This window comes from Prevotella sp. P5-64, assembly GCF_002251285.1.
Taxonomy (GTDB): Bacteria; Bacteroidota; Bacteroidia; order Bacteroidales; family Bacteroidaceae; genus Prevotella.
In genome coordinates this window covers 79,888-105,823 of sequence record NZ_NPJK01000029.1, presented here as the reverse complement: position 1 = coordinate 105,823, position 25,936 = coordinate 79,888, and the positions used below count along the sequence as shown (strand labels likewise).

General features: G+C 53.8%; 23 protein-coding genes and 1 tRNA gene. 8 read left to right on the top strand and 16 right to left on the bottom strand.

The window, feature by feature from the left end; all coding sequences use genetic code 11:
* Positions 1–166 precede the first annotated feature (166 nt).
* Entirely contained in the window at positions 167–709 is a 543-nt protein-coding gene (gene rbr / locus CIK87_RS04975) for a rubrerythrin (RefSeq protein ID WP_094386048.1), read from the top strand.
* A gap of 340 nt (positions 710–1,049) precedes the next feature.
* Here rbr and CIK87_RS04970 read toward each other — a convergent pair whose 3' ends face one another.
* Entirely contained in the window at positions 1,050–2,534 is a 1,485-nt protein-coding gene (locus tag CIK87_RS04970) for an alkaline phosphatase family protein (RefSeq protein WP_094386000.1), read from the bottom strand.
* A 492-nt stretch (positions 2,535–3,026) separates the two neighbouring features.
* Here CIK87_RS04970 and CIK87_RS04965 point away from each other — a divergent pair, with 492 nt between their 5' ends.
* Together CIK87_RS04965 and CIK87_RS04960 are read left to right on the top strand one after the other, a co-directional pair.
* Positions 3,027–3,413 carry an L-rhamnose mutarotase gene (locus tag CIK87_RS04965; RefSeq protein WP_094385998.1) on the top strand — a complete coding sequence of 129 codons (387 nt, stop codon included), beginning with the start codon at positions 3,027–3,029 and terminating at the stop codon, positions 3,411–3,413.
* A 210-nt stretch (positions 3,414–3,623) separates the two neighbouring features.
* Entirely contained in the window at positions 3,624–4,958 is a 1,335-nt protein-coding gene (locus CIK87_RS04960; RefSeq protein WP_094385996.1) for an NADP-specific glutamate dehydrogenase, read from the top strand.
* Here CIK87_RS04960 and CIK87_RS04955 read toward each other — a convergent pair.
* The 3 genes from CIK87_RS04955 to htpG all read right to left on the bottom strand — a co-directional run bounded on the left by CIK87_RS04955 (position 4,955) and on the right by htpG (position 9,020).
* A complete protein-coding gene (locus CIK87_RS04955) occupies positions 4,955–6,373 on the bottom strand; it encodes an alpha-L-fucosidase (RefSeq protein ID WP_094385994.1) in 1,419 nt (472 codons plus the stop codon). The genes CIK87_RS04960 and CIK87_RS04955 overlap by 4 nt on opposite strands.
* 186 nt (positions 6,374–6,559) lie before the next feature.
* A tRNA-Arg gene (locus CIK87_RS04950) sits at positions 6,560–6,636 on the bottom strand.
* A 329-nt stretch (positions 6,637–6,965) separates the two neighbouring features.
* Positions 6,966–9,020, bottom strand: coding sequence for a molecular chaperone HtpG (gene htpG / locus CIK87_RS04940; protein ID WP_094385990.1), 2,055 nt, complete (start codon positions 9,018–9,020; stop codon positions 6,966–6,968).
* Between the two features lie 384 nt (positions 9,021–9,404).
* Between htpG and CIK87_RS04935 the strand changes: the two genes are divergently transcribed.
* Complete coding sequence (locus tag CIK87_RS04935) at positions 9,405–9,938, top strand: 30S ribosomal protein S16 (protein ID WP_022310745.1); 534 nt, start codon at positions 9,405–9,407, stop codon at positions 9,936–9,938.
* 250 nt (positions 9,939–10,188) lie between these two features.
* Here the strand turns inward: CIK87_RS04935 and galE are convergent, their stop codons facing one another.
* From galE to CIK87_RS04895, 8 genes are read right to left on the bottom strand one after another with little or no spacing between them, the layout of a single operon-like run.
* The gene (gene galE, locus CIK87_RS04930; protein WP_094385988.1) at positions 10,189–11,226 is read right to left on the bottom strand and encodes a UDP-glucose 4-epimerase GalE; all 1,038 of its coding nucleotides are present in this window, start codon (positions 11,224–11,226) and stop codon (positions 10,189–10,191) included.
* 39 nt (positions 11,227–11,265) lie between these two features.
* The gene (rsxA, locus tag CIK87_RS04925) at positions 11,266–11,868 is read right to left on the bottom strand and encodes an electron transport complex subunit RsxA (RefSeq protein WP_094385986.1); all 603 of its coding nucleotides are present in this window, start codon (positions 11,866–11,868) and stop codon (positions 11,266–11,268) included.
* A 3-nt stretch (positions 11,869–11,871) separates the two neighbouring features.
* Positions 11,872–12,456, bottom strand: a complete 585-nt coding sequence (gene rsxE, locus CIK87_RS04920; protein ID WP_022310748.1) for an electron transport complex subunit RsxE — start codon at positions 12,454–12,456, stop codon at positions 11,872–11,874.
* Positions 12,457–12,462: 6 nt separating this feature from the next.
* Positions 12,463–13,068, bottom strand: a complete 606-nt coding sequence (locus CIK87_RS04915) for an RnfABCDGE type electron transport complex subunit G (RefSeq protein ID WP_094385984.1) — start codon at positions 13,066–13,068, stop codon at positions 12,463–12,465.
* Positions 13,065–14,060, bottom strand: coding sequence for an RnfABCDGE type electron transport complex subunit D (locus CIK87_RS04910; RefSeq protein ID WP_022310750.1), 996 nt, complete (start codon positions 14,058–14,060; stop codon positions 13,065–13,067). Before CIK87_RS04910 ends, CIK87_RS04915 begins: the two co-directional genes overlap by 4 nt.
* A 4-nt stretch (positions 14,061–14,064) precedes the next feature.
* Positions 14,065–15,417: an electron transport complex subunit RsxC gene (gene rsxC / locus CIK87_RS04905; protein WP_094385982.1), complete on the bottom strand. Its 1,353-nt coding sequence runs from the start codon at positions 15,415–15,417 to the stop codon at positions 14,065–14,067.
* Positions 15,414–16,262 carry an RnfABCDGE type electron transport complex subunit B gene (locus CIK87_RS04900; RefSeq protein WP_094386046.1) on the bottom strand — a complete coding sequence of 283 codons (849 nt, stop codon included), beginning with the start codon at positions 16,260–16,262 and terminating at the stop codon, positions 15,414–15,416. The genes rsxC and CIK87_RS04900 overlap by 4 nt, the downstream gene beginning before the upstream one ends.
* Before the next feature lie 5 nt (positions 16,263–16,267).
* On the bottom strand, positions 16,268–16,720 hold the full coding sequence (locus CIK87_RS04895; protein WP_158216204.1) for a SoxR reducing system RseC family protein: 453 nt from the start codon (positions 16,718–16,720) through the stop codon (positions 16,268–16,270).
* A 289-nt stretch (positions 16,721–17,009) separates the two neighbouring features.
* Here CIK87_RS04895 and CIK87_RS04890 point away from each other — a divergent pair, with 289 nt between their 5' ends.
* From CIK87_RS04890 to CIK87_RS04875, 3 genes are all read left to right on the top strand, one after another.
* Positions 17,010–17,450, top strand: coding sequence for a hypothetical protein (locus tag CIK87_RS04890; RefSeq protein ID WP_022310755.1), 441 nt, complete (start codon positions 17,010–17,012; stop codon positions 17,448–17,450).
* 469 nt (positions 17,451–17,919) lie between these two features.
* Positions 17,920–19,956, top strand: a complete 2,037-nt coding sequence (locus CIK87_RS14640; RefSeq protein ID WP_254046511.1) for a GH25 family lysozyme — start codon at positions 17,920–17,922, stop codon at positions 19,954–19,956.
* A 77-nt stretch (positions 19,957–20,033) separates the two neighbouring features.
* Positions 20,034–20,789 carry a head GIN domain-containing protein gene (locus CIK87_RS04875; protein WP_158214749.1) on the top strand — a complete coding sequence of 252 codons (756 nt, stop codon included), beginning with the start codon at positions 20,034–20,036 and terminating at the stop codon, positions 20,787–20,789.
* 71 nt (positions 20,790–20,860) lie between these two features.
* Here CIK87_RS04875 and CIK87_RS04870 read toward each other — a convergent pair whose 3' ends face one another.
* From CIK87_RS04870 to CIK87_RS04855, 4 genes are read right to left on the bottom strand one after another with little or no spacing between them, the layout of a single operon-like run.
* Positions 20,861–21,697 (bottom strand): phosphatase PAP2 family protein, encoded by an 837-nt coding sequence (locus CIK87_RS04870; RefSeq protein ID WP_094385975.1) that lies wholly within the window; start codon positions 21,695–21,697, stop codon positions 20,861–20,863.
* A 6-nt stretch (positions 21,698–21,703) separates the two neighbouring features.
* The gene (locus tag CIK87_RS04865; RefSeq protein ID WP_094385973.1) at positions 21,704–22,360 is read right to left on the bottom strand and encodes a CDP-alcohol phosphatidyltransferase family protein; all 657 of its coding nucleotides are present in this window, start codon (positions 22,358–22,360) and stop codon (positions 21,704–21,706) included.
* A 4-nt stretch (positions 22,361–22,364) separates the two neighbouring features.
* Positions 22,365–22,778 (bottom strand): GtrA family protein, encoded by a 414-nt coding sequence (locus tag CIK87_RS04860; RefSeq protein WP_254046012.1) that lies wholly within the window; start codon positions 22,776–22,778, stop codon positions 22,365–22,367.
* A complete protein-coding gene (locus CIK87_RS04855) occupies positions 22,775–23,245 on the bottom strand; it encodes a phosphatidylglycerophosphatase A (protein WP_173823480.1) in 471 nt (156 codons plus the stop codon). Before CIK87_RS04855 ends, CIK87_RS04860 begins: the two co-directional genes overlap by 4 nt.
* Before the next feature lie 130 nt (positions 23,246–23,375).
* On the opposite strand from CIK87_RS04855, the gene CIK87_RS04850 reads away from it, so the two are divergent.
* Positions 23,376–25,934: a DUF5686 and carboxypeptidase-like regulatory domain-containing protein gene (locus CIK87_RS04850; protein ID WP_173823479.1), complete on the top strand. Its 2,559-nt coding sequence runs from the start codon at positions 23,376–23,378 to the stop codon at positions 25,932–25,934.
* Positions 25,935–25,936: the final 2 nt, after the last annotated feature.

The following is a 25,936-nucleotide window of genomic DNA, read 5'->3' as shown; positions in this document are numbered from 1 at the left end:
TTTACGCGTTAAAATTATCATTTGTATGGGCAAAGTTAATAAAATAATCAACGGCAGAGCAAACTATTATAGATTTTTTCTATGGGCAGATAGAAAAAAACGTTTGGAGGCTGTCGGATATATGGTTAACTTTGCATCCAGAATAACAAACAAAACAGAAATGATTATGAAAGAACTTAAAGGAACCAAAACAGAGAAGAACCTCATGGAGGCTTTCGCAGGTGAGTCTATGGCTCGCAACAAATATACCTATTTCGCATCACGCGCCAAGAAGGACGGCTTCGAGCAGATAGCTGCCATCTTCGAAGAGACTGCCGCCAATGAGAAAGAGCACGCCAAGTTGTGGTTCAAGTACCTTGAAGGTGGCGCCGTAAAGGATACCAGAAGCAACCTGAAGGCTGCCGCCGAGGGCGAAAACTACGAGTGGACCGACATGTACGACCGCATGGCACAGGAGGCCGAGGAAGAGGGCTTCACAGAGATTGCTGCCAAGATGCGCGGCGTGGCTGCCATCGAGAAGCTCCATGAAGAGCGCTACCGCAAGTTGCTGAAGAACATCGAGGACGCCCTCGTATTCTCACGCGAAGGCGACGCCATCTGGGTATGCCGCAACTGTGGCCACGTGGTAGTGGGCAAGCAGGCACCCCAGGTATGCCCCGTGTGCAACCATCCGCAGAGCTACTTCGAGCTCAAGGCTGAGAATTATTAAGCAATGGCCCTCTGCCGCAAGGCGAGGCCAAGAAGATAACTGCCCAGGACTGTCGAGGAATTTTCCCCACAGTCCTGGGCTTTGTCGTCACTACAACCATCATTCCCGCCACCACACTCCCCCATCCCACCACACGGAAGAAGGTGGTGATAATGGCTTTGGGAAGTTTTTCGGGGTTGGATTTTATTGTTTCGTGGTTTGCTTTTATGATTGCGCGCCACGATTTCTGCATTTCATGCTTTGAGATAAACTTAGGGGTGGTGGCGGAGATGTTGTGGATATGAAAAAAGCCACTCACGGCATGGGTGAGTGGCTTGATGGGGTGAAACTAAAACAGGGATTATTTGGGATTAACTATCTCGTTGACTGCGTCGCCTATGCAGGCGTTGGGCATCTGGATATGCAGCATCTCGCACACGGTGGGGGCGATATCGACGATGCGGGTAGGTGTGGAGGTCTGTCCGTGGGGCACCTTCCATCCCATAAATACCATGGGGATGTGTGAGTCGTAGGGGTTCCACACGCCGTGGCTGGTGCCGCGGTATTCGGGGGTAACCACGCCATCGACATGATGGGGCTTGGGCACCACAAAGAGGTCGCCGCTGCGCTCGGGGTTCCATCCGTTGACGATGCGCTCGCGGATGAGCTGTGGTAGACTGGTGTTGACGGCATTGGCATAGTCGACTACCATGTGTACCTTGGGGTTGCGGGCCAGGAAGTCGGCAGCCTCTTTCTTCACGGCGTCGAGCTGGAGTCCTGCCTTGGCGATGGCAGCGTGGTCGAGGTAGATGCGGTTGGCATTGGCCATGAGCGCCACGGTCTCGATGCCATACTTGGTGCGGAAGGCCTCGTTGAGCGACTTGATTTCGTTCCATGCGGCATAGCCGTCGGCGGGTATCTTGTGCTCCTTCATCACATTGGCGTTGTGCATGCCACCGTGGTCAGCGGAGAGGAAGAAGAGGTAGTTGCCCTTGCCCACCTTCTGGTCGAGATAGGCGAGGAAGTCTGCCAACTCGGCATCGGTACGCATATAGGCAGCCTTATTCTCGGCGCCACGGGTGCCATAGGCATGTCCGATGATGTCGGTCGAAGAGATGCTGATGGCGAGCATGTCGGTGACATCGTCCTGACCCAGCTGCTCATTGTCGAGCACGGCTTTGGCCATCTGGAAAGTCTTGGTGACACCCTCGGGGCTGCACTTGATGTCGGTACCAGGCTTCACGCGCACGGTCTTGTTGAAGCGGTTGACCCACTCGGGCAGCTTGTCCATATAATAGGAGCTGGAGATGAAGTGTCCTGCCGAGGTGTCCCACCAGTAGGCGGCGTCGGCAGCATGGCCTGCGGGCAGGATGGCTGCGCGGTCCTTGAGCGCAACGCCAAAGACCTTGGCCTTGTAGTCGGTGGCTATCTTGAGCATATCGCCGATGCCTGTGGCAAGGAGGTTGCGAGGCGACATTTTGCCCTCTCTGCTCGACGAGCCCACGCCATGCACGGTGGAGTCGGACACGCAGTACATCTTCTTGCCGGCAATCATAAAATCGTTGCCGGCGATGCCGTTGAGGCCTGGCACCGAGCCGGTATAGATACATGAATGGCCGATGGCAGTAACGGTGGGCACATAGTTGATCATGGTGTTCTCGCAGCTGAACCCTTCGCGCAGCAGGCGCTTGAAGCCGCCTTCGCCAAACTGGTCATTATAATAATAGAGGTAATCCCATCTCATCTGGTCGACCACGAAGCCTACCACGAGCTTGGGCCGCTCTACCTGGGCGAAAGTCGCGGTGCAGGCAAAGACCATCATCAAGAAAGAAATCAATCTTTTCATTGTAACTTGTTTTATTGTTTGTTAATTGTTTGTAGAGAAAAAGTCCGGCCACATGCCGAAATCGGATACAAAGGTAAGAATAATCAACATATCAGGGCATAGAAATTTGACAAAAAAGGCCCGGTTTCTTTCAAAACCAGGCCTTTTCCACCTAAATTATTATAATTGTAACACCAATGGTGTTTTACCTTTCTTCGCAAGGGGCTTACTTGCCCATGTCGAGGTTGTGACCCAAACTGATGGCCTTAACCAAAGCGACTGCGATAATCATTACAAATCCTAATGTCAACATAATCTTTTTACCTTTCTTTTTTAAGTTGTTAATGTTATCCTTTTGTTATCGAGTGCAAAGTTACGCTGTTTGCGCACACAGTCCAAACAATTCGCACTAAAATGGTATGAAATCCCACTTTTGTTGACCTCGGTCAAAATAAAAATCGAGGACTTGCGTTATATCAATAAAAGGCAATTAATAACTACATAACAACAACTATGATGACGGAAGGATATATCGTAAAGCGCTTCGGCCAACCCGTAAAGCGTTATGTTCAGATTTTGGAGCTCAAGGACGACCCTGAGTCGCTGGCCAGCTATCGTAAAGCTCATTCGCGCGAGGACTTCTGGCCCGAAATCAAGCAGGGAATACAGGAAGTAGGCATCCTGGAGATGGAACTATATATTATAGGTACACGCGAGGTGATGATCGTAGAGACTCCCCTCGACTTCGACTGGGACAAGGCTATGGCCAGACTCGCACAGCTGCCCCGCCAGCAGGAGTGGGAAAACTTTGTCGGCCGTTTCCAAAAGTGCAAGGAGGGCGATACCTCTGACGAGAAGTGGCAGATGATGGAGCGTTTCTTCTATCTGTACGAAGACTGATGACTGGCAACGGTCGCAGAAACAGCTGCAGAATTAGCGGCATAATGGTTGGAAGAAGTGGGGATAATGATGACAATCCTTACTTTTTTCAACATTTTTCGTAAATTTCATTACAATTTGTGCGGTTTTTAAGTAAAAATGTATAACTTTGCCCAAAAGATTGAGAGAAATTGTATCAAGGTTAACATTTTTACTTAAAACATTAACAGAATGAAAGCTACGGATGTTGTGGAAAATCTTAAGAGAAGATTTCCAAATGAGCCTGAGTATATCCAGGCTGTCAGCCAGGTTTTGGCCACCATTGAGGATGAATACAACAAGCACCCCGAATTTGACAGGGCCAACCTCATCGAGCGCCTTTGTGTTCCGGATCGCATCATCCAGTTCCGCGTAAACTGGGTCGACGACAAAGGCAATGTGCAGACCAACATGGGTTACCGCGTCCAGCACAACAACGCCATCGGCCCCTACAAAGGCGGCATTCGTTTCCACTCATCGGTAAACCAGTCTATTCTCAAGTTTCTTGCTTTTGAGCAGACTTTCAAGAACTCGCTCACTACCCTGCCTATGGGCGGCGGCAAAGGCGGCAGCGACTTCTCTCCCCGCGGCAAGAGCAATGCCGAGGTGATGAGGTTCTGCCAGGCTTTCATGCTCGAACTCTACCGCCACATCGGTCCCGACGAAGACGTTCCGGCAGGTGACATCGGCGTGGGTGGCCGCGAGGTGGGCTACATGTTTGGTATGTACAAGAAGCTCACCCATCAGTTCTGTGGCATCCTCACCGGAAAGGGTCAGGAGTTTGGCGGTTCGCGCATCCGTCCCGAAGCCACGGGCTACGGCAACATCTACTTCCTCGAAAACATGCTGAAGACGCGCAACATAGAGCTCGCCGGCAAGACAGTGCTCGTATCGGGTTCGGGCAACGTGGCACAATATACTATGGAGAAACTGCTCGAGCTCGGCGCCAAGCCCGTCACCTGTTCTGACTCAGACGGATATATCTACGACCCCGACGGAATAGACCGCGAGAAGCTCGACTACATCATGGAACTCAAGAATATAGAGCGTGGCCGCATACGCGAATATGCCGAGAAGTACGGCGTGAAATACGTGGAGGGCGCCAAGCCTTGGTTTGAGAAGGCCGACATCGCCACACCCTGTGCCACCCAGAACGAAATCAACGAAGAGGCTGCGCAGGCACTGGTGGCCAACGGCGTGATAGCCGTAACCGAGGGCGCCAACATGCCCACCACTCCCGAGGCCATCAAGGTGTTCCAGGATGCCAAAATCCTCTACTGCCCCGGCAAGGCAAGCAATGCCGGCGGTGTGGCAGTATCGGGACTGGAGATGACGCAGAACTCGGAGCGTCTGCGCTGGTCGCGCGAGGAGGTGGATGCCAAGCTGCGCGAAATCATGAACGACATCCACGCCAACTGTGTGAAATACGGTACACAGGCCGATGGCTACATCAACTACGTGAAGGGTGCCAACATAGCCGGCTTCCTCAAGGTTGCACGAGCCATGATGGCACAGGGCATAGTCTAAAACAAGATGCGCACCACCTCGTCCATGGGCAGACGCTGCTCCTTGGGCACCGCAAAGTAAAGGTGGCCGTCGCGATAGATAAACGATAACTTCTGGCCAGTGCGCAAGACGGTGACACTGGCAGGCTTACGGGCAGTAATCAGGTTGACCTGGTTGCTGCCCTTTGGCATTACATGGGCATAGAGCGTATCGCTGCCGCGCGAGGTGAGCTTGACGTTGCAGAGCTCGGGTCCGGGCGTGATGCCGGTGCCGAAGATTGACTCGCGACCATACTTCATCCACTGCGACAGACTGTCCATCTTGGCATAGAACTCCCGCGGCATATCGCCGTCGGGCCGGGGACCCACATTGACCAGGAAGTTGCCACCAAGGGAACGCGCCTGGGCCAAGCGGTTGAAGAACCAGGCCATAGGGCGGAACTTCTCCTTGCGGTCGTAGCCCCAGCCGCCGCCATAGGTCCACAGGTCCTGCACCTCCCACCAAGGCGAAGGGATATAGGTAGGCTCGCCGCACTCAAAGGGCGTGGTGAGGTCGCCTATGCGCACGCTGGTTCCGTCGGGGTTGTCGGGGTCTACCAGGTTGGCCCATCTGTCGTTGATGACGATACCGGGCTGCATGGTTCTAATCCAACTGTATATCTTCTCGGTGTTGTTCTCAGTGATGCCACGCCACTCCATACCGTCGAGCCACAGCAGATCTATCTTGCCATAGTGCGTAAGCAGTTCTTCCAGCTGGCGCATCACATATCCCACAAACCTTACATACTTCGCGCGATTGGCTACACTGTCGGTTATGGCTGGCACCTTGCTTCGGGTTCTGACATTAAACTCACATGGCGCCATTGCCTCAGGATAATGCCAGTCGCGGGGCGAAAAGTAAAGGCCCACCTTGAGTCCGGCGGCACGACACGCATCGACATACTCGCGCACGAGGTCGCGGCCGGGCAAGTCGTGGCGCACGCCTATACCATACTTGGATGGCCAGAGAGCATAACCGTCGTGGTGACGGGTGGTAAGCACGGCATAGGTGAACCCGGCGTCATGGGCTGCCGTGAGGAAACTGTCGGGAAGAATGGTGGGCTTGAACTTGCGGGCAAGCCGGTAATAACGCTTGGGACTGTGATAACGCTTGCCGCCATAGCGGTAGTGCTTTATCATGTTCCAGGATGGCTGGATGCCGTCGACACTGTGTATGCCCCAGTGCATAAACAGGCCGAGCGCCGCGCCGGGATACCACTGGGCATCAGGATGGCGCGTGGGCATCACCACGTCGTCGGGCACCGGAGCGGCAATGAGCTTCTCGGCCCGCTGCACGTCGGCAGCGTCTATCTTGTAATCATCGGGGTTGATGCGGGGCTGCGCATGGAGCATCGACGCCGCCGCACAGATAGTCAGCAATGTATTGATTTTTCGCATTAGGTTTGGTATTGTTAAGTATTACTGTTGCAAAATTACACAATTAAGCCAATACCGCGCCTGCAATATTTGCTATTTCGCTTGTGGCACATGACACAATGACAACAACGGCGGCCACCCCAAAAAGAAGAAATGCGGCCTTGCGTGCGGACATAAAAAAAGGACTGAGAAAACCTCAGTCCTTAGTGGTGATTCCGGCGGGATTCAAACCCACAACCTTCTGATCCGTAGTCAGATGCTCTATTCAGTTGAGCTACGGAACCATTCCGTTCTTTGCTTCTTAAGTAGTAGGCTAACCTTGTTCCTTAATTTCGAGTGCAAAGGTACAGAGTTTTTCCTATACCGCCAAACATTTCCCCAATTATTTTTCAAAAAACTGCATTTTTCCTGTTTTCGGCCATATTTTACCCCATATTTGGCGATAATGACTGCCCGGGCCATGTCTGCCGAGCGCAACCTGGCTTCGCAACATAGGAACTGCACCCAGAGACCGGAAACGACAATCTGCGCCCTGGTGACCACGGCGAACATAAAAAAAAGAGCCGTATCCACTACAGATACGACTCTCTAAAAAGAAATATAGATAATTCGATTACTTAATCAGGTCAACCGAACGCTTGAGGAAGTCATTCAGACGCTGTCCCTTCAGCATGCCGTTCTGGAGCAATGCCAAGTCGATGAGCTGATGTACCACCTCATTGCCAGCAGCGTATTCGCCCAGAATCTGGGTCTTCTTGGCGCGCTGGTCGTTGATGGCCTTCTGCGTATTGGCCTTGTCGTCCTTCTCCTCCTGGCTGATTTCCTCGTCTTTCTTGCCACTCTGGCTCTGATTGATGGCAGCCAGACGAGCTTCCTGACCACGCAATTCGGCCTCAACCGGCTTCAGAGCATCTGCAGTAGCCTTGTCGGTCTCGTCAAGTACACGCTTGATGAGCGGATGGTCGCTGTTGAGTACTACCATATACGAATCAGGCATCTGCATATAGAAACTCATGCCAGGCTGATACTTGCTGGTCTCCTTCATACGACGCATATATTCATTCTGGGTGACGAGTACAGGCTGTCCATTCTCGCCCATAGGCTGGACCTCGACCATGAACTCGGCCTTGTCTATCTTGGGCATCTGGGTCTTGAAGACCTCTGACAGCTTGGCGCTCTCATCCTCGCCCAACTCGTTCTTCTTCTCGTCGTCCTTGGTGATAAGACGGTCGGCGATGTCGGCATCGACACGTGTGAAGCGGCTCTTCTCAAACTTCTGCTCCAACATGGAGATGGCAGGAGTATCGAGTTCACCATCCATCAACAGCACGCTGTAACCCTTGGCCTTGGCTGCCTCGATATATGAATACTGCTCGGTGGCATCGTTGGCGTAGAGATATACCAGATTGCCATCCTTGTCGGTCTGGTTGTCCTTGATGAGGGTCTTGTATTCCTCGAAGGTGAAGTACTTGCCGTCGGTGTCCTTCATCAGGGCAAAGTCCTTGGCGCGGTCATAGAAATCTTCCTGCGACAGCATGCCGTAGTTGATGAAGAGCTTCAGGTCGTCCCACTTCTCCTCGAAAGCCTTGCGGTCGGCCTTGAAGAGCGACTGCAGACGGTCTGCCACCTTCTTGGTGATGTAGGTAGAGATCTTCTTCACGTTGGCATCACTCTGTAGATAGCTTCGGCTTACGTTGAGGGGGATGTCGGGAGAGTCAATCACACCATGCAGGAGAGTGAGGAAGTCGGGCACGATGCCTTCGACCTGATCGGTCACAAACACCTGGTTGCAGTAGAGCTGTATCTTGTTGCGCTGGAGTTCTATATTGCTCTTGATGCGTGGGAAATAGAGAATACCCGTAAGATGGAAGGGGTAATCTACATTCAGATGAATCCAGAAGAGGGGCTCATCGTGCATGGGATAGAGCGTGCGATAGAACTTCTTGTAGTCCTCGTCCTTCAACTGACTTGGGGTAGCGGTCCAGAGAGGCTCCACGTCGTTGATGATATTGTCCTCGGCAGTCTCCACCTGCTTGCCGTCCTTCCACTCGGTCTTCTTGCCGAAGGCTACGGGCACAGCCAGGAACTTGCAGTACTTGTTGAGCAGCGACTCGATGCGGGCCTTCTCCAGGAATTCCTTGCAGTCATCGTCGATGTAGAGGATGATGTCAGAACCACGGCCTTCCTTCTCTGTTTCTTCCAGTGTATATGAAGGGCTGCCGTCGCAAGACCATTTCACGGCCTTGGCGTCATCCTTGTAGCTGCGGGTAACAATCTCTACTTTCTTGCTTACCATGAAAGCAGAGTAGAAACCCAAGCCGAAATGACCGATGATGGCATTGGCCTTGTCCTTGTACTTCTCCATGAAGTCGTTGACGCCAGAGAAGGCTATCTGATTGATATAGCGGTCAACCTCGTCGGCAGTCATACCGATACCGCGGTCGCTGATGGTGAGCGTACCCTTGTCCTTATCCAGGTTTACATGCACGGTGAGGTCACCCATCTCGCCCTTGAAATCACCCTGGGCAGCCAGGGTCTTCAGCTTCTGGGTAGCGTCTACCGCATTGGAAACCATTTCACGAAGGAAGATCTCGTGATCAGAATAGAGGAACTTCTTGATGACAGGGAATATGTTCTCTGTCGTTACTCCGATATTACCTTTTTGCATAGTTATATGTATTTTATAAAGTTTCGTTCACTTTAATCATTTGCAAAAAACGTGCCACAGCCATCTGGATGCTCCATAAAATCATATTGCCATGTTGCGCTTGCTCCTTATATATATAATAAGGTATAGGGATGCAGGAAAAGTGATGACTGCTGATTGCCCTACCCTACCAGCTACGAGTGATATGACTCAAAACACGCGCAACAATCGCCTTGATACCCACAAACCCAGCAATCATAAAGCCTAAATAGACAAAAATACGATGAAAACCATCACTTTTCCACTAATTTTCTTTCGTTTTCCAAAAAGATATAGTACCTTTGCACCCGCTGTCACGTGATGGCAGCAATAAAATTCAAACCTAATCATAATTTTACATTAAAAATGGCAACAAAGATCAGATTACAGCGCGGCGGTCGTAAAGGCTATGCTTTCTACAGCATCATTATCGCTGACGCAAGAGCACCACGTGATGGTAGATTTACTGAGAAGATTGGTACTTACAATCCTAACACCAATCCTGCAACTGTAGATTTGAATTTCGAGCGTGCACTCTACTGGGTAGAGGTTGGCGCACAGCCCACCGACACAGCTCGCAACATCCTCAAGGGCGAAGGCGTTTACCTGATGAAGCACCTCAAAGGTGGCGTAAAGAAGGGCGCATTCGACGAAGCTGCTATGCAGCAGAAGTTTGAGGCCTGGAAGCAGGGCAAGGACCAGAAGACCACTACTACTCGTGAGAACGTAGCAAAGGGTAAGAAGGAAGCTGCTGCCAAGGAGCTCGAGCAGGAGAAGAAGATTAACGAGGCTATCGCCAAGAAAGTAGCTGACAAGAAGGCTGCTGAGGCTGCTGCCAAGGCTGAGGCCGAGGCTGCTGCTCAGGCTGAAGCTACCGAAGAGGCTCCCGCTGAGGCTTAATTCTTCACCGGAAAAGAAATTGATATAGGCTGATTTCCGCAAGGAAGTCAGCCTATTATCGTTTGTATGCATCATAATGACGCTACCCCATCCTATCTCCATGATGATAATGACAGCTTTGCCGAGTTCCCGTACCATCGTGATGGATTGCCGAGTTGTGGCAGCCAACAAATGAAAATTGCTTCTATACAATGACAAGGCATCACCGTATAGAAGCAATATATGGGGACAAGTCTATCCCGTAGAGTTATTACATCACGCCGTCTTCACGGAGCTTGAGCTGCCAGTTCCATGCACTGCGCATGACGTCATCAAGAGGAGTATCGGCCTTCCAACCCAGCACCTCATTGGCGTGGGTACAGTCGCCCCAAATCTTCTCGATATCGCCTTCACGACGAGGACCATACTTCCAGTTGAGCTTCACGCCGGTGGCACGCTCAAAAGCCTCGACAATCTCGAGGGTAGAATTGCCCTTGCCTGTACCGATATTGAAATACTCGATAGGCTCGGTTTCCTTGTCAAGCACGCGCGCCATAGCAGCCACATGGGCCTTGGCCAGATCCACTACATAGATATAGTCGCGGATACAGGTACCGTCGGGAGTGTTATAGTCGTTGCCGAAGATGGTGAGCTGCTCGCGTACACCGATAGCGGTCTGAGTGACAAAGGGTATGAGGTTGTTGGGCACACCATTGGGCAGCTCGCCGATGAGAGCCGATGGGTGGGCACCGATAGGATTGAAGTAGCGCAGCACGATGCTCTTGATGGGAGCGCCACTGTTGATATCGTCGAGGATAATCTGCTCGTTCACCTCCTTGGTATTGCCATAAGGCGAGGTAGCCTTCTGGTGAGGAGCCTGCTCGGTAACAGGCAGATTCTCGGGCTTGGGCTGACCGTATACGGTGCATGAAGAAGAGAAGATGATGCCCTTGACATTATACTTAGGCATGAGTTCCAGCAGGTTGACCAGCGAGATGATATTGTTGTGATAATAGAGCAAAGGCTTCTGCACACTCTCACCCACTGCCTTGGAAGCGGCGAAATGGATGATACCCTCGATGTCAGGGTATTTCTCAAACACCTTCTCTGTAGCCTCCTTGTCACGGAGGTCAACCTTCTCAAAGGCAGGACGGATGCCTGTGATTTTCTCAATACCGTCGAGCACTTTCTCATTGGAGTTAGACAGATTGTCTACTACAACTACCTTGTAGCCTGCCTGCTGCAGTTCAACTGTGGTATGAGAGCCGATAAAGCCAGTACCACCTGTTACCAGAATTGTCTGTTTCATATTGTTTGATGTTATGATAAATAATCGTTATTCTACCGTTTATTCGAGCCCCAATGCGGCCTTCAGACCGCTATCCACGCCGCCGAAGCCCATAAATGCGAGACTCAGCAGGCCGGCTGCCACGAGCACGATACCCATACCACGCATGCCCTTGGGTATCTGCACCAGAGCCATCTGCTCTCTCATTCCGGCAAAGACGGTGAGCGCCAAGGCAAAGCCCAATGCGGTAGAGAAAGCATAGGCGATGCTCTCCGCCAGCGTATAGTCTTTCTGAATGACGAGGATGGCCACACCCAGCACCGCACAGTTGGTCGTAATGAGTGGCAGGAAGATGCCCAACGCCTGATAGAGGGCGGGCGAAACCTTACGCAGGATGATTTCAACCATCTGTACCAGTGCCGCGATGACCAGAATGAAGGCCAGCGTCTGCAGATACTGCAACCCGAGCGGCACAAGCAGTCCATACTGGATAAGATAGGTCACGATGGTGGCCAGCGTGAGCACAAAAGCCACTGCCATACCCATGCCCAGAGCGGTGTCTATCTTCTTGGAGACACCCAGGAACGGACAGATGCCCAAGAACTGGGAGAGAATGATGTTGTTGACGAATATCGCCGAGATGAATATCAGGATATATTCCATAGTCTATGCCTTTTTGAAATGGTTGAACACTGCGACAAGATAACCCAAGGTGATGAATGCACCCGGAGGAAGCACAAAGAGCAGGATGTTGGTAGTCTCGGGCAAGAGGGCACACCCGAAGAGCGACCCTGCGCCCAGAATTTCACGCACGGCACCGAGCAGAGTCAGTGCCAGGGCAAAGCCCAGACCGATACCCACGCCGTCGGCGATGCTCGCCAGCGGAGTGTTCTTGCAGGCGAAGGCTTCAGCACGGCCCAATATCACACAGTTGACCACAATCAGCGGGATATAGATGCCCAGACTCTTGTTGACATCGGGCAGATAAGCCTCGATAAACATCTGGAGAATGGTGACGAAGGTAGCGATGACCACTACAAAGACAGGTATGCGCACCTTGTCGGGGGTGATGTTCTTGATGCAGGAGATGACAAAGTTGGTACATATCAGCACTGCCATCGTGGCCAGACCCATCATCAGTCCGTTGGTAGCACTTGTGGTGGTAGCCAGTGTGGGACACATGCCCAAGAGCAATACGAATGTGGCATTCTCCTTGATGATGCCGTTTTTGATTATATTGAGTAGATTCATCGTTGTCTATCCTTTCTTTATTTTGGTTGCGCCGGTGTGGGCGTCGGCAGACTGCTGCATATAGGCGGCATACGCCTGGTTTACGGCTTTCAGGAAGGCTCTCGAGGTGATGGTCGAGGCGGTGATGGCGTCTACCTCACCTCCGTCCTTGCTCACGGCGAGTGGCTTCACGGCCTTCTTGCCGATGATGTTTCCCTTGCCGTCTTTCTGAAACCACGTGGCAGCCTTGGCGCCAAGTCCTGGCGTCTCAGCGTGCTGCAATATGGTATAACCGGTGATGGTGCCGTCATCGGCAAAACCCACCAGCACACGCAAGTCACCGCCAAATCCCATCGTCTGGCTCTCCACGGCAGCACCGCCGCCAGCCACACGATGCACTATCAGTTCCGTCGGTTTGCCGTTGACCGTCATACATACGGTGTCTGTCTTGCTCACCGTCACGTCGCTGTTTCCCATCACGGTGCGTATGCCCTCAGCCAGAGCCAGAGTCTTCTGCGCAGCCTTCGGACCCTCTGTGATGTGGTTGACCACTGCCAGCAGGCATCCTGTCACCAGTGCCACTCCCACCAGCACCACTATCATGTTGGTGAGTGTCGATTCCATTTTCTTCATCGGCTTACCTCCCCAAATCGTTTAGGTTTGACATAGAAGTTGATGAGGGGCGTAAAGGCATTCATGATGAGTATGGCAAACGACATACCCTCGGGATAGCTGCCCCAGTTGCGTATCACCACGGTGAGCACACCTATGCCCACGGCATAGATGACCTGCCCGCGATGGGTCATGGGCGAGGTGACATAGTCGGTAGCCATAAAGATGGCACCCAGCATCAGTCCGCCACTTAGCACCACTGCCATAGGATGGGCGTAGACCGGATTGGCCACATGCAACGCCCCGCTCAGCACGAAGACGGTGGCCAGAATGGTAATGGGGATATGCCAGGTAATGACGCGGCGCCAGAGCATCCATATCAGTCCGGCTATCAGCGCCAGGGCACACACCTCGCCTATGGTGCCTGCTCCATAGCCATTGGCCACATTGCCCAGCAACATGTCGACCGTGTCGGGCAAGCCCTGCAACACGCTTACGTCGCCAGTCTTGATGGCGGTCTTCATCAGGCTCAGCGGAGTGGCTCCAGTCACTGCATCGGTGTACGCCATCTGCTGTCCTGCCACTGGCCATGACGTCATGGCTGCCGGAAAGCTGACCAGGAGAAAACAGCGACCCACGATGGCTGGATTGAAGGGGTTGCAACCCAGTCCGCCAAAGGTCATCTTGCCGATGCCGATGGCTACCAGTGCGCCCACGATAATCATCCAGATGGGGAAGTTGCTGGGCAGGTTCATGCCCAGCAGCAGACCCGTGATGCAGGCCGACCCGTCGAGCAGCGTGGTGGGGCGGCGCAGCATATAGCGTGTTATCGCCCACTCAAAGAAGACACAGGCCGCCACGCTTACCGAACAGACTACCACCGAGCCCAGCCCGAAGTAATAGAACGACACCAGCAGGGCCGGCACCAGCGCTAACAGCACATTATACATATTGCGCTCTACGCTGTCGCCGCCGTGGGCGTGGGGCGAAAGGGATATTATCAATTTACTCATTATCTTATTTCTTCTGATTACGTGATTTGATATTGGCCATCACCCTACCCTTGCCGATTACGATGTTGTCGAGGATAGGCCGGTGTGACGGACAGGTAAACTGGCAGCTGCCGCAGGCTATGCACGATACTATCTGCTCCTGCTCGGCACGGTCGTACATATCGTTGGCAGAGAGCGTAGCGAGCAGATAGGGCTCGAGACCCATAGGGCATACCTCGACACACTTGCCGCAACGGATGCAGGGCTGCACCTTGCCGCGATGGGCGTCGCTGCCACTGAGCACGGTCACGGCATTGGTACCCTTGCATACGGGCACATCGAGCGAGGCTACAGCCTTACCCATCATGGGTCCGCCGGCCAGCACCTTGTTGTCGCCCTCGGGCAGACCGCCGCAGAGGTCCACCAGTTGGGCAAAGGGGGTACCCATGCGCACCAGATAGTTGGCCGACTTGCCCATAGCCAGACCCGACACCGTGGTATAGCGTTCGAAGAGAGGCTTGTGCTTCATCACTGCCTGATAGACGGCATAAGCCGTGGCCACGTTCTGCACGATGGCACCCACACTGACGGGGATGGCAGGCGGCGCCGGAACCTGTCGGTCGATGACGGCATCGACCAGCTGCTTCTCGCCACCCTGCGGGTACTTCATCTTCAGCGGCACAATCTTTATATCTTGCCTGTTGGCAGTCTTCTCTTGCAAGAGACGGATGGCGTCGGGCTTGTTTTCCTCGATACCTATATAGCCACGCTCTACGTGGGCAGCGCGCATCAGCAGGTCGAGACCCACCAGTATCTCGTCGGCATGCTCCAGCATGAGCCGATAGTCCGACGTGATGTAGGGTTCACACTCCACGCCGTTAAGTATCACGCACTCTGCCTTGGCAGTAGGCGGTGGACAGAGCTTGACATGACAGGGGAAGCCGGCACCACCCATACCCGTAATACCGCCCCACTTCACGCGGGCCACGATCTCTTCGGCAGTGAGTTCGGGGTGTTTGTCCAGGGTTTCGAGCGCCGCACTGCGGTCTATCGTTTCTTCCCACTCGTCGCCCTCTACCTTGATGATGATGGCGGGATGGCGGTAGCCCGTGGCGTCGACGACGCTGTCTATGCGGGTCACCGTACCCGATACCGATGAATAGATGGGTGCCGACACAAATCCGCCGGCCTCGGCGATGAGCGTACCCACCTTCACCTTGTCGCCCTTGGCTACCACAGCCTTAGCGGGTGCGCCGATATGCTGTGAGAGGGGGAATATGGCCTCTGTGGGCAGCGGCGCCTGGACGGTGGCCACGTCGGCAGTGATTTTGTGCTCTGCCGGGTGCACGCCACCTATCTTGAATGTATGCAGTTTCATGCTTCTGCCTCCTTCTTCTTTATGGGGAAATTGACTTTGACGATGGCACCGGTAGGACACTCAGCCACACACTTGGTACACATACGGCATTTGTTGTAGTCGATATACGACAGATTGTTCTCTACAGTGATGGCGCCAAAGGGACAGACCTTCTCGCACTTGCCACAGCCTATGCAGGCAGCCTGACACGACTTGCGGGCTATGGGTCCGCGGTCTTGGTTGACACAGCCCACATAGACGCGACGCCCCTTGGGGCCCTTCTTGCGCAGTTCGATGACGTGGCGAGGACAGGCCTTGGCACAACTGCCACAGCCGGTACACATCTGCTCATCGACTTCGGGCAGTCCGGTAGCTGGATTGATGACGATGCCACCAAACTGGCAGGCATCGGCACAGTCGCCACAGCCCAGACAGCCATAGCCACAACCGCTCTCGCCTGCTCCGGCAGCATTGACAGCCGCACAGGTGTGCAGACCTTCATAGACAGCCACCTTGCCACGCTTGTCGCAACTGCCGTTGCAGCGCACCACCGCCACCATAGGTTCGGCAGCCTGGGCAGCCATGCCCAACACATCGGCAATCTTGCCCATAGCCTCGTCGCCACCTACAGGACAGCGCAGTCCGTCCAGACTTCCCTTGTCGGCGCCTTTGACCAGCGCTTCTGCCAAGGCTGCACATCCAGCAAAGCCACAACCGCCACAGTTGGCACCGGGCAGACACTCCTGCACGTCCTTGACGCGAGGGTCTTCCTTGACGGCAAACCTGCGCGACACGATGTACACCACCACTGCTGCCAGCAAACCCCCCCCGCCGAGGGTCAGCACCGCCACTACAATATAGTTCATTTCATTCATAGTCTCTCAATAATGCTTATTTGGATACGTCTGCCCACAATATTACGGCAGAGGTATAGTAATATATAATAAGGTATAAGAACCAGCAGACTGTACAGCGCCGCCGCCATTTCGCTGGTTCCGGCCATGGCTCTACAGACGCCAAATACCGTCATCATCAAGAGCAGCGGCATTGCAAATCCCAATGCCAGAGCCACCTTGACCGATGACGAAGAGGTGACAACTCTCACCCTGTCGCCCACGCTGCAGGCTACGCATCTATCTACAGGTACGCTGATGAGCGTCTCCCTGCACTCCGAGGCGTTGCAGTGACCCGACAGACCGCATCCGGCACAAGCCGACGACCGTACTACCCGTACGCTGACGCTTGTCGGGGTTATCTGTTCTACGATGCCTTCCTTACTGACGGCATTGACAGACTTAGGGGATGAACTTGCTGATGTTGTCAAACCAATCCTAAACACAAAGGCAATAGACTCATTGCCCATATATTAATAATGTGTGCAAAATTAACTATTTTTTCTGACTTAGCCACACACTTTGGCCATTAAATGAGCGTTAAACTTTGATTAAACGATGACCTTCCCACGCCTGTTCATTCCATTTTTGCATACAATGATAAAAAACTTAGGTTTTTTCTTTGTGTTTTATCCCACATCCATTATCTTTGCATATAGATAAACACCATGGAGCCGGCCTGCCGGTACCCTGGAAAACTAATAATACAAAGCCTACGGCATGAAAGCGACAGAACAAACGGTGCAACAGATAGAGCGCGCCATCCGAAAAACAGCACAGAAGTTTCCCACTGACAGCGAGAACTCGGTGATTACAGACATACACATCAAGGTATCGCCTGAGAGCGGCGAGATGGTCTCGTTCGACGACGATGACATGGAGCTCAACCGCTGCGTGGTAGAACAGTGGATAGACTGCAACGACGACGATTTCTACACCCATGTCACCACCCTGCTCACCAACACGCTGAAGCGCATGAGCGACACCATCGACCAGATGGGCATCATGAAGCCTTTCAGTTTTGTGCTGGAAGACGACGACCGCAACACCGTAGCCGACCTGTATCTCGCCGACGACGATACCGTTATCATTGGCGACGACCTGATGAAGGACCTCGACTCAGACCTCGACTCCTTCTTCGACAATCTGATGAAGGAATAGACCGGAGCATTATCCGCCCTCAAGATACCAGCCCCCACAGTGCCAGTCATGGCGTTGTGGGGGCTGTCGGTTGCTGACCGCCCATTGGAGGCCGAAGGGGAAACCGCCGTGATGCGGTTTATCTGCGTTGCAGGGCGCGAAATGGCAAATGCGGGGCGCGAAACGAGTATGGCAAAGCACGATTTCAGCATTTCAGGGTTTGAAACCATCGCCAACGCGGTCGCCGCAGAGAATTGCCGGCACGGTATACACTTTATGCCGTGTGCCAGGGCGACGGGGAGAGACTAACGGCGAGTCTGGCTGACTGCGGAAGACCAAGTGCTGACTGCGGAAGACCAAGCGCTGTACAGCGCCAGCGTGCAGCCCAATGCGGCAGCCACGACATCGGGCACAAAGATTTTGGCGTTTTGTTGTCCGTTCTCATAAATTATTTATAATTTCGCCTTTCAATTGACAATAGCACATAGAGATGAAGAAAACCATAAGATATATAGGTGGCATCGTGACGGCGGCAGCACTTGCAGCGGCAGCGGCATGGTGGCTGAGCCTGCCCGCCCCCGAAGACCAGCACCGCTGCATGGCGATGATAGAGCAGCAACGCTGCGCACAGCTGTCTGTAGGCACGCTGTCTATGCCACTCATCAGCAACATCGACGACCGCGACACCACGCGACCCTACCGCAACTTCGACACATGGACTCCTGCCTATACCGATACCATCTACACCCCGGCGGTGTGGGTAAACCGTTGGGCGCTGCTCCCCTCCTGTCACGGCAGTCTTGCCACTCCCATTGCCCGCCCCATCTATGGCGGCGACAGCACAGCCACAGCCCTTCACCTGCGCCGCGAGCTGGCGCTCTACGAAGATATGCTCCACTACTATCGGGGCGACGAAGAGAGCGGCTATACCCTGAAGAGAAACATCGACGAGCAGCGCCGCGAGACAGCCAATCTGAAATACTATCTGCGGGTACACGGCGTGCAGGACGAAGGCTATCACGACATTACACGCTATTACCGCCGCCAGGACCGACAACTGCAAAGGCTGCTGTCGCTGCAGCGCGACACTAAGCGCCAGACGGCCATCATCACTCAGCGCATATCCATCCTCCGCAAAGCACTCGCCAACCTCTCAGGTGCCAAGTTTACCACCCAAGCCCGATACGAAGCCATTGTACAAGAGGGAAAACAACGGCAGCGCTACCCGCTGCACGCTGTGGCAGAGCGCAGCAGGCAAGGCTATCTGCTGCTGCAACGTACAGACAGCATAACCCCCGACAGCGCAAGGGCCGTGAGCATGGTGGCATGGCCGAGGATGCTGGACGAAGAGGCACTGGTCACCACCTATCGCGACCTTTACGCCCGCCACGTCATACGCGACAACAGGCTCAACATCAGCCGCAGACTGGGTATCACCCCCATCGGTCCCCTACCTGCCGGCTATACCGGCTACTGGCTCAGCCGCCAGGACAATGGCTCGGTCACTGCCGGATATAGGGTCAAGGGTCGCCGCCAGGGCGAGGGCCTCATCTTCTGCCCCGACAGTGTGGAGCTATGGGGACGCTTCAATGCCGACACCCTCTGCTACGGCATCAGCCGCCACCGCACCGACTGGTACAGAGGCGACATGGACCGCCGTGGGCGCCCCCACGGTCACGGCACTCTCTGCTATGACGGCTGTCGCACATACTGCGGCAGCTGGAAAGCCGGACACAGAGAAGGTTTCGGCTATCAGACGGGGCTCAACACGGCACTGCAAGCAGGTGAATGGGAATCCGGAAACTATCGCGGCGAGCGCCTCACCTATACCTCTGACCGCATCTATGGCATAGACATCTCGCGATTTCAACACGAGAAAGGCAAGAAGAAATTCGGCATCGACTGGCAGCGGCTGCGCATCAGCCATCTCGGCACGTCGAGCCGCAAGCGCATCAACGGGCATGTGGACTACCCCATCTCCTTCATGTACATCAAAGCCACTGAGGGCATCTCCATACGCAACCGCTACTACGCAGCCGACTATCGCCAGGCACGAAGCCACAATATACACGTGGGCAGTTACCACTTCTTCTCGACCACCACTCCGGGAGCAGCACAGGCACGCCACTTTCTGCGCCACGCCCGTCTGTCAAAGGGCGACCTGCCTCCGGTGCTCGACATAGAACCCTCGACGGCACAAATCAAACGCATGGGCGGCCCCGAAGCCCTCTGGCGCGAGGTGAGAGCATGGCTCAGGGTGGTAAGACTGCGCTCGGGCGTGGCACCGGTGCTCTACATCAGCCAGATGTTTGTCAACACCTATCTGCCCTACGCCCCCGACGTGCGCAGCAACCATCCGGTGTGGATAGCACGCTATGGCGAATACAAGCCCGATGTGCGCCTGGCCTACTGGCAGCTGTGTGCCGACGGCCGCGTCAATGGTATCAGGGGCGAGGTAGACATCAATGTGTTCAACGGCTATAAAGACGAGTTCAGACTCTTTCTGGAGCAAAACTGCATACGCTGAAAAAAAATCGGCATCGGTGCAACTTTTCCTGCCGATGGTTCGTCCAATAATCAGAAACCAATAAAACAATGACAAATATGAAACGAATAATCATTATGGCACTGGTGGCGCTGATGACTTGCACCGCCATGCAGGCAGCAGGAAAGCACGTTGACGCAACTGAAGGCAACACCGTATCGCAGCGTAGAGTACCCAACTTCACAAGAATAGAATCTGTAGGAAGTATAGACATCGTATACACCCAGGGCAACAGACCGAGCGTCAAGGTCGTGGGAAAAGCCAAAGAGGTAGACCGCGTCACGACCTACGTGAGGGGCAACATACTCAGAGTAGGCTACAACAGCGGATCGCGTATGTTCAGCTTCGACTCAGGAGATGATGTCAAGGTATATGTAACCTCGCCCGACCTGGTAGGCGTAACGCTTAGGGGCAGCGGCGACTTCGAGTCCAAGGGCAAGATAGACAGCGACAACCTGACGGTAGAAATCGTAGGCTCGGGCGATGCCGACATGAAATACGTAATATGCGACAACTTTACCGTCAATCTGCGCGGTTCGGGCGATGTGGAAGTCGACTATCTGCGCTGTGCCACATCGAACATCTGGCTGCGCGGCTCGGGCGATATCGAAATCAAGCAGGACAGGGTCAAGAATACCAACATCATGCTCTATGGTTCGGGCAGCATCGAGGTCAAGGCGCAACGCTGCGGAGTAATCAACGCCTATACATACGGTTCGGGCGACATCACGCTGAAAGGTTCGGCACGCCACCTCAACAGGAGAGCCAACGGCTCGGGCAGCATCGATGCCTCACAACTGATGGAAACGCGATAAGAATGTATCATCATAACCCAAAAGACCATCTTCACCACTGCGGAGAAGATGGTCTTTTGGTTTGTAGCGGGTCAGCGCCTTATCCACGACATGTAGCGGTCGGTCCAGCGGCGCCCTCGGGCTGTATGGGCAAGTACCCACTCGGTAAGCGCCACACCCACAAGCGCCGTGACGATGCCCAGCAAGACATCGATGATGTAATGGTGGCAGGTGTAGACAGCCGTAAACCAGATGCCGATGCAGATAAAGGCGAAGAGCGCGACAAGCCAACGGCGGCTGCGACCCAGGACGGCATAGACAGTGGCTACCAGCATGTAGGCGGCATGCAGCGAAGGCACCGCGGCAAAGACATTGGCATTCTGGCCATACAGGGCATGGAAGACGGGCAGCCGGGTGAGGGCATCAAAGCGCGCGAGACCCGCCATATTGCCCGGCGTATGCAGAACGGGGGTAAATCCATAGTCAAGAGCATACCATGGCGGGGCGGCGGGATGGATGTAATAGACGCAAAAGCCTATCAGATTGACCACAAGGAAGGCAATGGAGAAGCGGAGATAGACCGAATATCTGCCACGGAAATAGAGACACAGCGCAAAGGCCAAGGGCACAGGCACCCAGCACAGATAGAAGAGCCCTGCCATGACATCGGCCACGACATGATGGTGCTGGGCAAACCAGGCGCCGGGAATAACCGTCTCGCCGGAGGACAGGGCAATGCCAAACCATCTGAGCTCGGTATCATAGAGCTGGCGCACGTCGATGTCGTTGACCATATAGTTGGGATAGAGGCGCATGGCATCGTAGGAGCAGGCGAAGATGACCCAAGGCATCAGCGCCAGCGCCACACGGCGGGTGGGTCTGAGGGCAACGAGCGCCACATAGACCACAAGAATATAGATGCTGAACATAGGGGGTTACTGCTTCTTGCCGGCGTTCAACACTTTGTAGCAATGGGCTATGCGCCAGCAGGCAGTAAGATTGGCAAGGACGGCGATGACCAGCATACCGCCAGCCAGCCACCACAGATTGCCGGTCGCTCCGCTCGCGATAGCCGCCAAGGCGGTGATGACCACACGCTCGGGACGCTGGAGGAGTCCTACCTTGCACTCGATGCCCAACCCCTCGGCTCGGGCTCGCACATAACTGACCATCACCGAACCCAGGATGGCTGCATAGGTGGCGATGCCCATCCAGAACCAGTCGCAGTAAAGGAATACGACCGAGACGCCGAAGAGCGAAACCATCTCGCTATAGCGGTCGAGGGTAGAGTCCCACAGGGCGCCGAAGACCGAAGACTTGCCGCTGACGCGGGCCAACCGCCCGTCCATCATGTCGAAGAGTCCGGCAAAGAGTATCGTGGCACCACCCCATCCTACCATCTCCATGGCCTGGGCGGTATCGCCGCTGCGGACCATGAGGGCTGCGACAACAAAGAGTGAGGTGGCAGCAAGATTGCCCACAAATCCTATGGTGGTCACCATATTGGGGGTAATGCCCACCTTGACCATAACCTGGATAATGGGATTGATGATGACGTAGATTACGCGTTGAAGAAAATCTCTGTAATTCATATTTCTATTGATTATTATCCATATTGTCATGACGGCACGCGAAGACATAGCAACGCTGCATCTGATAGTTCCACAAGACTGCCACCAAGCAGGCCACAACCACCTTGGACACGATGAAATTGCAACCGGCGAGCTCGGTGACGAGATAGGTAAGCCCCGTATTGAGCCCGATGCTGCCCGCCCATACCACTATATAGCGCAGAGCAAGCCTCATCTTGCCCAGACGCTGTGCGGAGAAGACCCATCGATAGTTGACCATGCAGTTGACCACACCTCCCGTGACGGCTCCGATAAAGGTGGCGCAGACATACCATAACCCCAGAAGTTCAGCAAGTATCAGCGTGACGGCGAAGTCGGCTGCCGAAGCCACAACCGCCGAAGCCTCTGCCTTGCAGAAAGTCACGAGCTGTGTCTTCATATCATCCATATCACCAGTAACAGGATGAGAAGAGAATAGATGCCAGCCAGAATATCGTCGGCCATAACCCAGAAAGCGCCACGGCAACGGTCAAGGGCACGGATGCCCAATGGTTTGACGATATCAAAAAACCGGAAAAGGACAAACGCCAGCGCCGCAAAGAGCCAGTGGCCCGCGGGGCACACGATGAGCGGAATCCAGACTCCAACCATCTCGTCGACAACCACACGGGAGGGGTCGTCGCCCCAGAACGGCTGCAACTTGTGGGTAGCCCATGTGCCCAAGCTGGTGAAGACCACAGCGGCAGCAAGCGTGACCCACGCCAGAGAGACAGCGTCGAGCCAGAACGATGCCCCCATCCACAGCAAGGTGGCAACGAGGGCTCCCATGGTGCCAGGGCCCCACGGCCAGAAGCCACAGCCAAAGCCCGTGGCTATCAAGGTAGGAACAAAGGGTATATGCCTAATCATGAGTGCAAAAGTACTGATTATAAAAATAATGTAAAAGCTATTTAACGAAAAAAACATAAAAAGACAAAAAAGTTTTCTCGCATCCCAACAATATGCTTACCTTTGTATTTCGAACAACGTAAAAGAAATGGATGACAACAACATACTCTTAATTCGCAGGACTACCCTCGTGCTATTGCTGGTGATGCTAAAACTCACCATGATGGCACAGGCGATGCTCACGGGGCGGATAGTGGACGCTGACGATGGCGGCCCGATACCCTACGCCAGTGCCTCATACAAGGGACAGCACAAGGCGGTGTCGAGCGATGCCGATGGCAAGTTCAGCATCGAACGCCACGAGGGCTGGACACTGACATTCAGTTCGGTAGGCTACACTCCTGTCTCCATCACCGTCAACGCCGCCACCAAGGAGTTGACCATCAAGCTGAAATCGGAGTCGCGCAAGATAGACGAAATAGTGGTCAAGGCACGCAGAGGCAAATACCGCCGCAAGGACAACCCTGCCGTGGAGCTCATGCGTCGTGTCATCGCAGCCAAGAAGCGCACCCATCTCGATAACCACCCCTACTACCAGTTCAACAAATACCAGAAGATAACCTTCGGTCTCAACGACATCAGCGACAGCGACCTGGAGCAGGGGCTCTTCAAACGCTCGCCGTGGCTGGTGGACTTTGTGGAGACCAGTCCCTATAACCACAAGCGCATCCTGCCCATCTCGGTCGACGAGACGGTGACGCAGCATGTGTATCGCAAAGACCCCAAGTCGGCAAAGACCATCATCAAGGGCCAACGTAGTGATGGCATCAACAACGTATTGCAGACGGGCGAAATACTTAATACTATGCTCAAAGACGTGTTTACCGACATAGACCTCTATGACAACCACATCCGTCTGCTGCAACACCCCTTCACCTCGCCTATCGGTGAGACAGCCATCTCCTTCTACCGCTATTATATAGAGGACACAGTGTATGTGGACCGCGACCTGTGCTATCACCTGCAATTCATCCCCAACAACCAGCAGGACTTCGGCTTCAGGGGCGACCTGTATATCCTCGCCGACTCGACACTGCATGTCAAGAAGTGTAACATGACTATCCCCAAGAAGAGTGACGTCAACTTCATCGACGACATCAAGATAATACAGGAATATACCCGTCTGCCCAATGGAGACTGGGCGCTGACGACCGATGACATGGTGGCAGAGCTGAGCATCATAGCCAAGGCAGCCAAGGTGGTATGCATACGCACGACGAGGCTGAGTGACTATGCTTTCGACGAACTGCCCAACAAGATATTCAAGGGCCGTGCCAACACGCGGCATGAAGCCGACGCCATGATTAGGGACGACGCTTTCTGGAACCAGTACCGTGCTGTGGAACTGACCAAATGTGAGTCGTCGATGGATGCATTTATCCACCGTATGGAGCAATCGCGCAACTACAAGTGGGTATTGTTTACCTTGAAAGCCTTCATGGAGAACTACATCGAGACCGGCAGCAAGAAGAACAGCAAGTTTGATTTCGGCCCAGTCAATACCATTGTGTCGAGCAACTTCGTCGACGGCCTTCGTTTCCGTGTCAGCGGCCGCACGACAGCCAAGCTCAATCCGCACCTGTTCTGGAAAGGATACTACGCCTATGGCTCGCGCTCGAACAGGCATTACTATTCTTCGGAACTTACCTACTCGCTCAACAGCAAGAAGAATGTTCCGTTTGAATTTCCCCAGCGTAACATCATCTTTGAAACTACGCGCGACGTGATGTCTCCCGCCGACAAATACCTCCTGCACAACAAGGACAACATGTTCATGGCGTTTCGTGTACAGAAAGTGGAGCAGATGTACTTCTACAACCGTCAGCGTCTGGCTTTCGACTACGAGACCGACTGGGGTCTGAAGATGAGCGCGCAGATAAAGGCGGAGAGCAACAGCCCTACGGGCAATCTTAGCTTTATCAATAATGTCGACGGTAGCAATGTATCGCAAATCCGCACCACTGAGGTGAAAGCCGGACTGAAATACTGCCCCGGCCAGACATACATCAACACCAAGCAACAGCGTCTGCCGGTCAACTTCGACGCTCCCGAATTCGGCATCAGTCATACCGCAGGTTTCAAACACATGCTGGGTGGCCAATACAAGCTCAACCTTACCGAAGCCAGTATCTACAAACGGTTCTGGATGGGCAGTTGGGGATATATAGACAACCGCCTCAACGTGGGGGCACAATGGAGCAAGGTGCCATTCCCACTGCTGATTATGCCACCGGTCAATGTATCGTACTTTGAGCATGAGAACACGTTCTCGATGATGCGCAATATGGAGTTTCTCAATGACCGCTACGCCTACTGGTCTATCAGTTGGGACCTCAACGGCAAGGTGCTCAACCGTATTCCGCTCATCCGCCATCTCAAGTGGCGCGAGTACATCAGCTTCAAGGGCATGTTTGGCAAACTCACTGACAAAAACAACCCTATGGTTAACTCGGCCGACCCTCTGCTGTTCAGATTTCCTGCTGAAAGCCACGTCATGGACAGCCACACGCCCTATATGGAAGTGGTGGCTGGCGTACACAATATCTTCAAGTTCTTCGGTGTCGACTACGTAAGAAGAATCAATTACAACAACAATCCCGACATCAAGAAGAATGGTATAAGATTCAGTTTCTCCATGTCGTTCTAAAC

Coding starts and splice junctions, on each gene's coding strand:
- rsxE (WP_022310748.1), bottom strand. CDS start 12,456: ATGAATCTACTCAATATAATCAAAAACGGCATCATCAAGGAGAATGCC.
- CIK87_RS04865 (WP_094385973.1), bottom strand. CDS start 22,360: ATGAATTACAGAGATTTTCTTCAACGCGTAATCTACGTCATCATCAAT.
- CIK87_RS04955 (WP_094385994.1), bottom strand. CDS start 6,373: ATGCGAAAAATCAATACATTGCTGACTATCTGTGCGGCGGCGTCGATG.
- galE (WP_094385988.1), bottom strand. CDS start 11,226: ATGAAACAGACAATTCTGGTAACAGGTGGTACTGGCTTTATCGGCTCT.
- CIK87_RS04910 (WP_022310750.1), bottom strand. CDS start 14,060: ATGAGTAAATTGATAATATCCCTTTCGCCCCACGCCCACGGCGGCGAC.
- rsxA (WP_094385986.1), bottom strand. CDS start 11,868: ATGGAATATATCCTGATATTCATCTCGGCGATATTCGTCAACAACATC.
- CIK87_RS04960 (WP_094385996.1), top strand. CDS start 3,624: ATGAAAGCTACGGATGTTGTGGAAAATCTTAAGAGAAGATTTCCAAAT.
- CIK87_RS04970 (WP_094386000.1), bottom strand. CDS start 2,534: ATGAAAAGATTGATTTCTTTCTTGATGATGGTCTTTGCCTGCACCGCG.
- CIK87_RS04890 (WP_022310755.1), top strand. CDS start 17,010: ATGAAAGCGACAGAACAAACGGTGCAACAGATAGAGCGCGCCATCCGA.
- rbr (WP_094386048.1), top strand. CDS start 167: ATGAAAGAACTTAAAGGAACCAAAACAGAGAAGAACCTCATGGAGGCT.
- CIK87_RS04935 (WP_022310745.1), top strand. CDS start 9,405: ATGGCAACAAAGATCAGATTACAGCGCGGCGGTCGTAAAGGCTATGCT.
- CIK87_RS04965 (WP_094385998.1), top strand. CDS start 3,027: ATGATGACGGAAGGATATATCGTAAAGCGCTTCGGCCAACCCGTAAAG.
- CIK87_RS04860 (WP_254046012.1), bottom strand. CDS start 22,778: ATGAAGACACAGCTCGTGACTTTCTGCAAGGCAGAGGCTTCGGCGGTT.
- CIK87_RS04915 (WP_094385984.1), bottom strand. CDS start 13,068: ATGAAGAAAATGGAATCGACACTCACCAACATGATAGTGGTGCTGGTG.
- CIK87_RS04900 (WP_094386046.1), bottom strand. CDS start 16,262: ATGAACTATATTGTAGTGGCGGTGCTGACCCTCGGCGGGGGGGGTTTG.
- htpG (WP_094385990.1), bottom strand. CDS start 9,020: ATGCAAAAAGGTAATATCGGAGTAACGACAGAGAACATATTCCCTGTC.
- CIK87_RS14640 (WP_254046511.1), top strand. CDS start 17,920: ATGAAGAAAACCATAAGATATATAGGTGGCATCGTGACGGCGGCAGCA.
- CIK87_RS04870 (WP_094385975.1), bottom strand. CDS start 21,697: ATGTTCAGCATCTATATTCTTGTGGTCTATGTGGCGCTCGTTGCCCTC.
- CIK87_RS04850 (WP_173823479.1), top strand. CDS start 23,376: ATGGATGACAACAACATACTCTTAATTCGCAGGACTACCCTCGTGCTA.
- CIK87_RS04875 (WP_158214749.1), top strand. CDS start 20,034: ATGAAACGAATAATCATTATGGCACTGGTGGCGCTGATGACTTGCACC.
- rsxC (WP_094385982.1), bottom strand. CDS start 15,417: ATGAAACTGCATACATTCAAGATAGGTGGCGTGCACCCGGCAGAGCAC.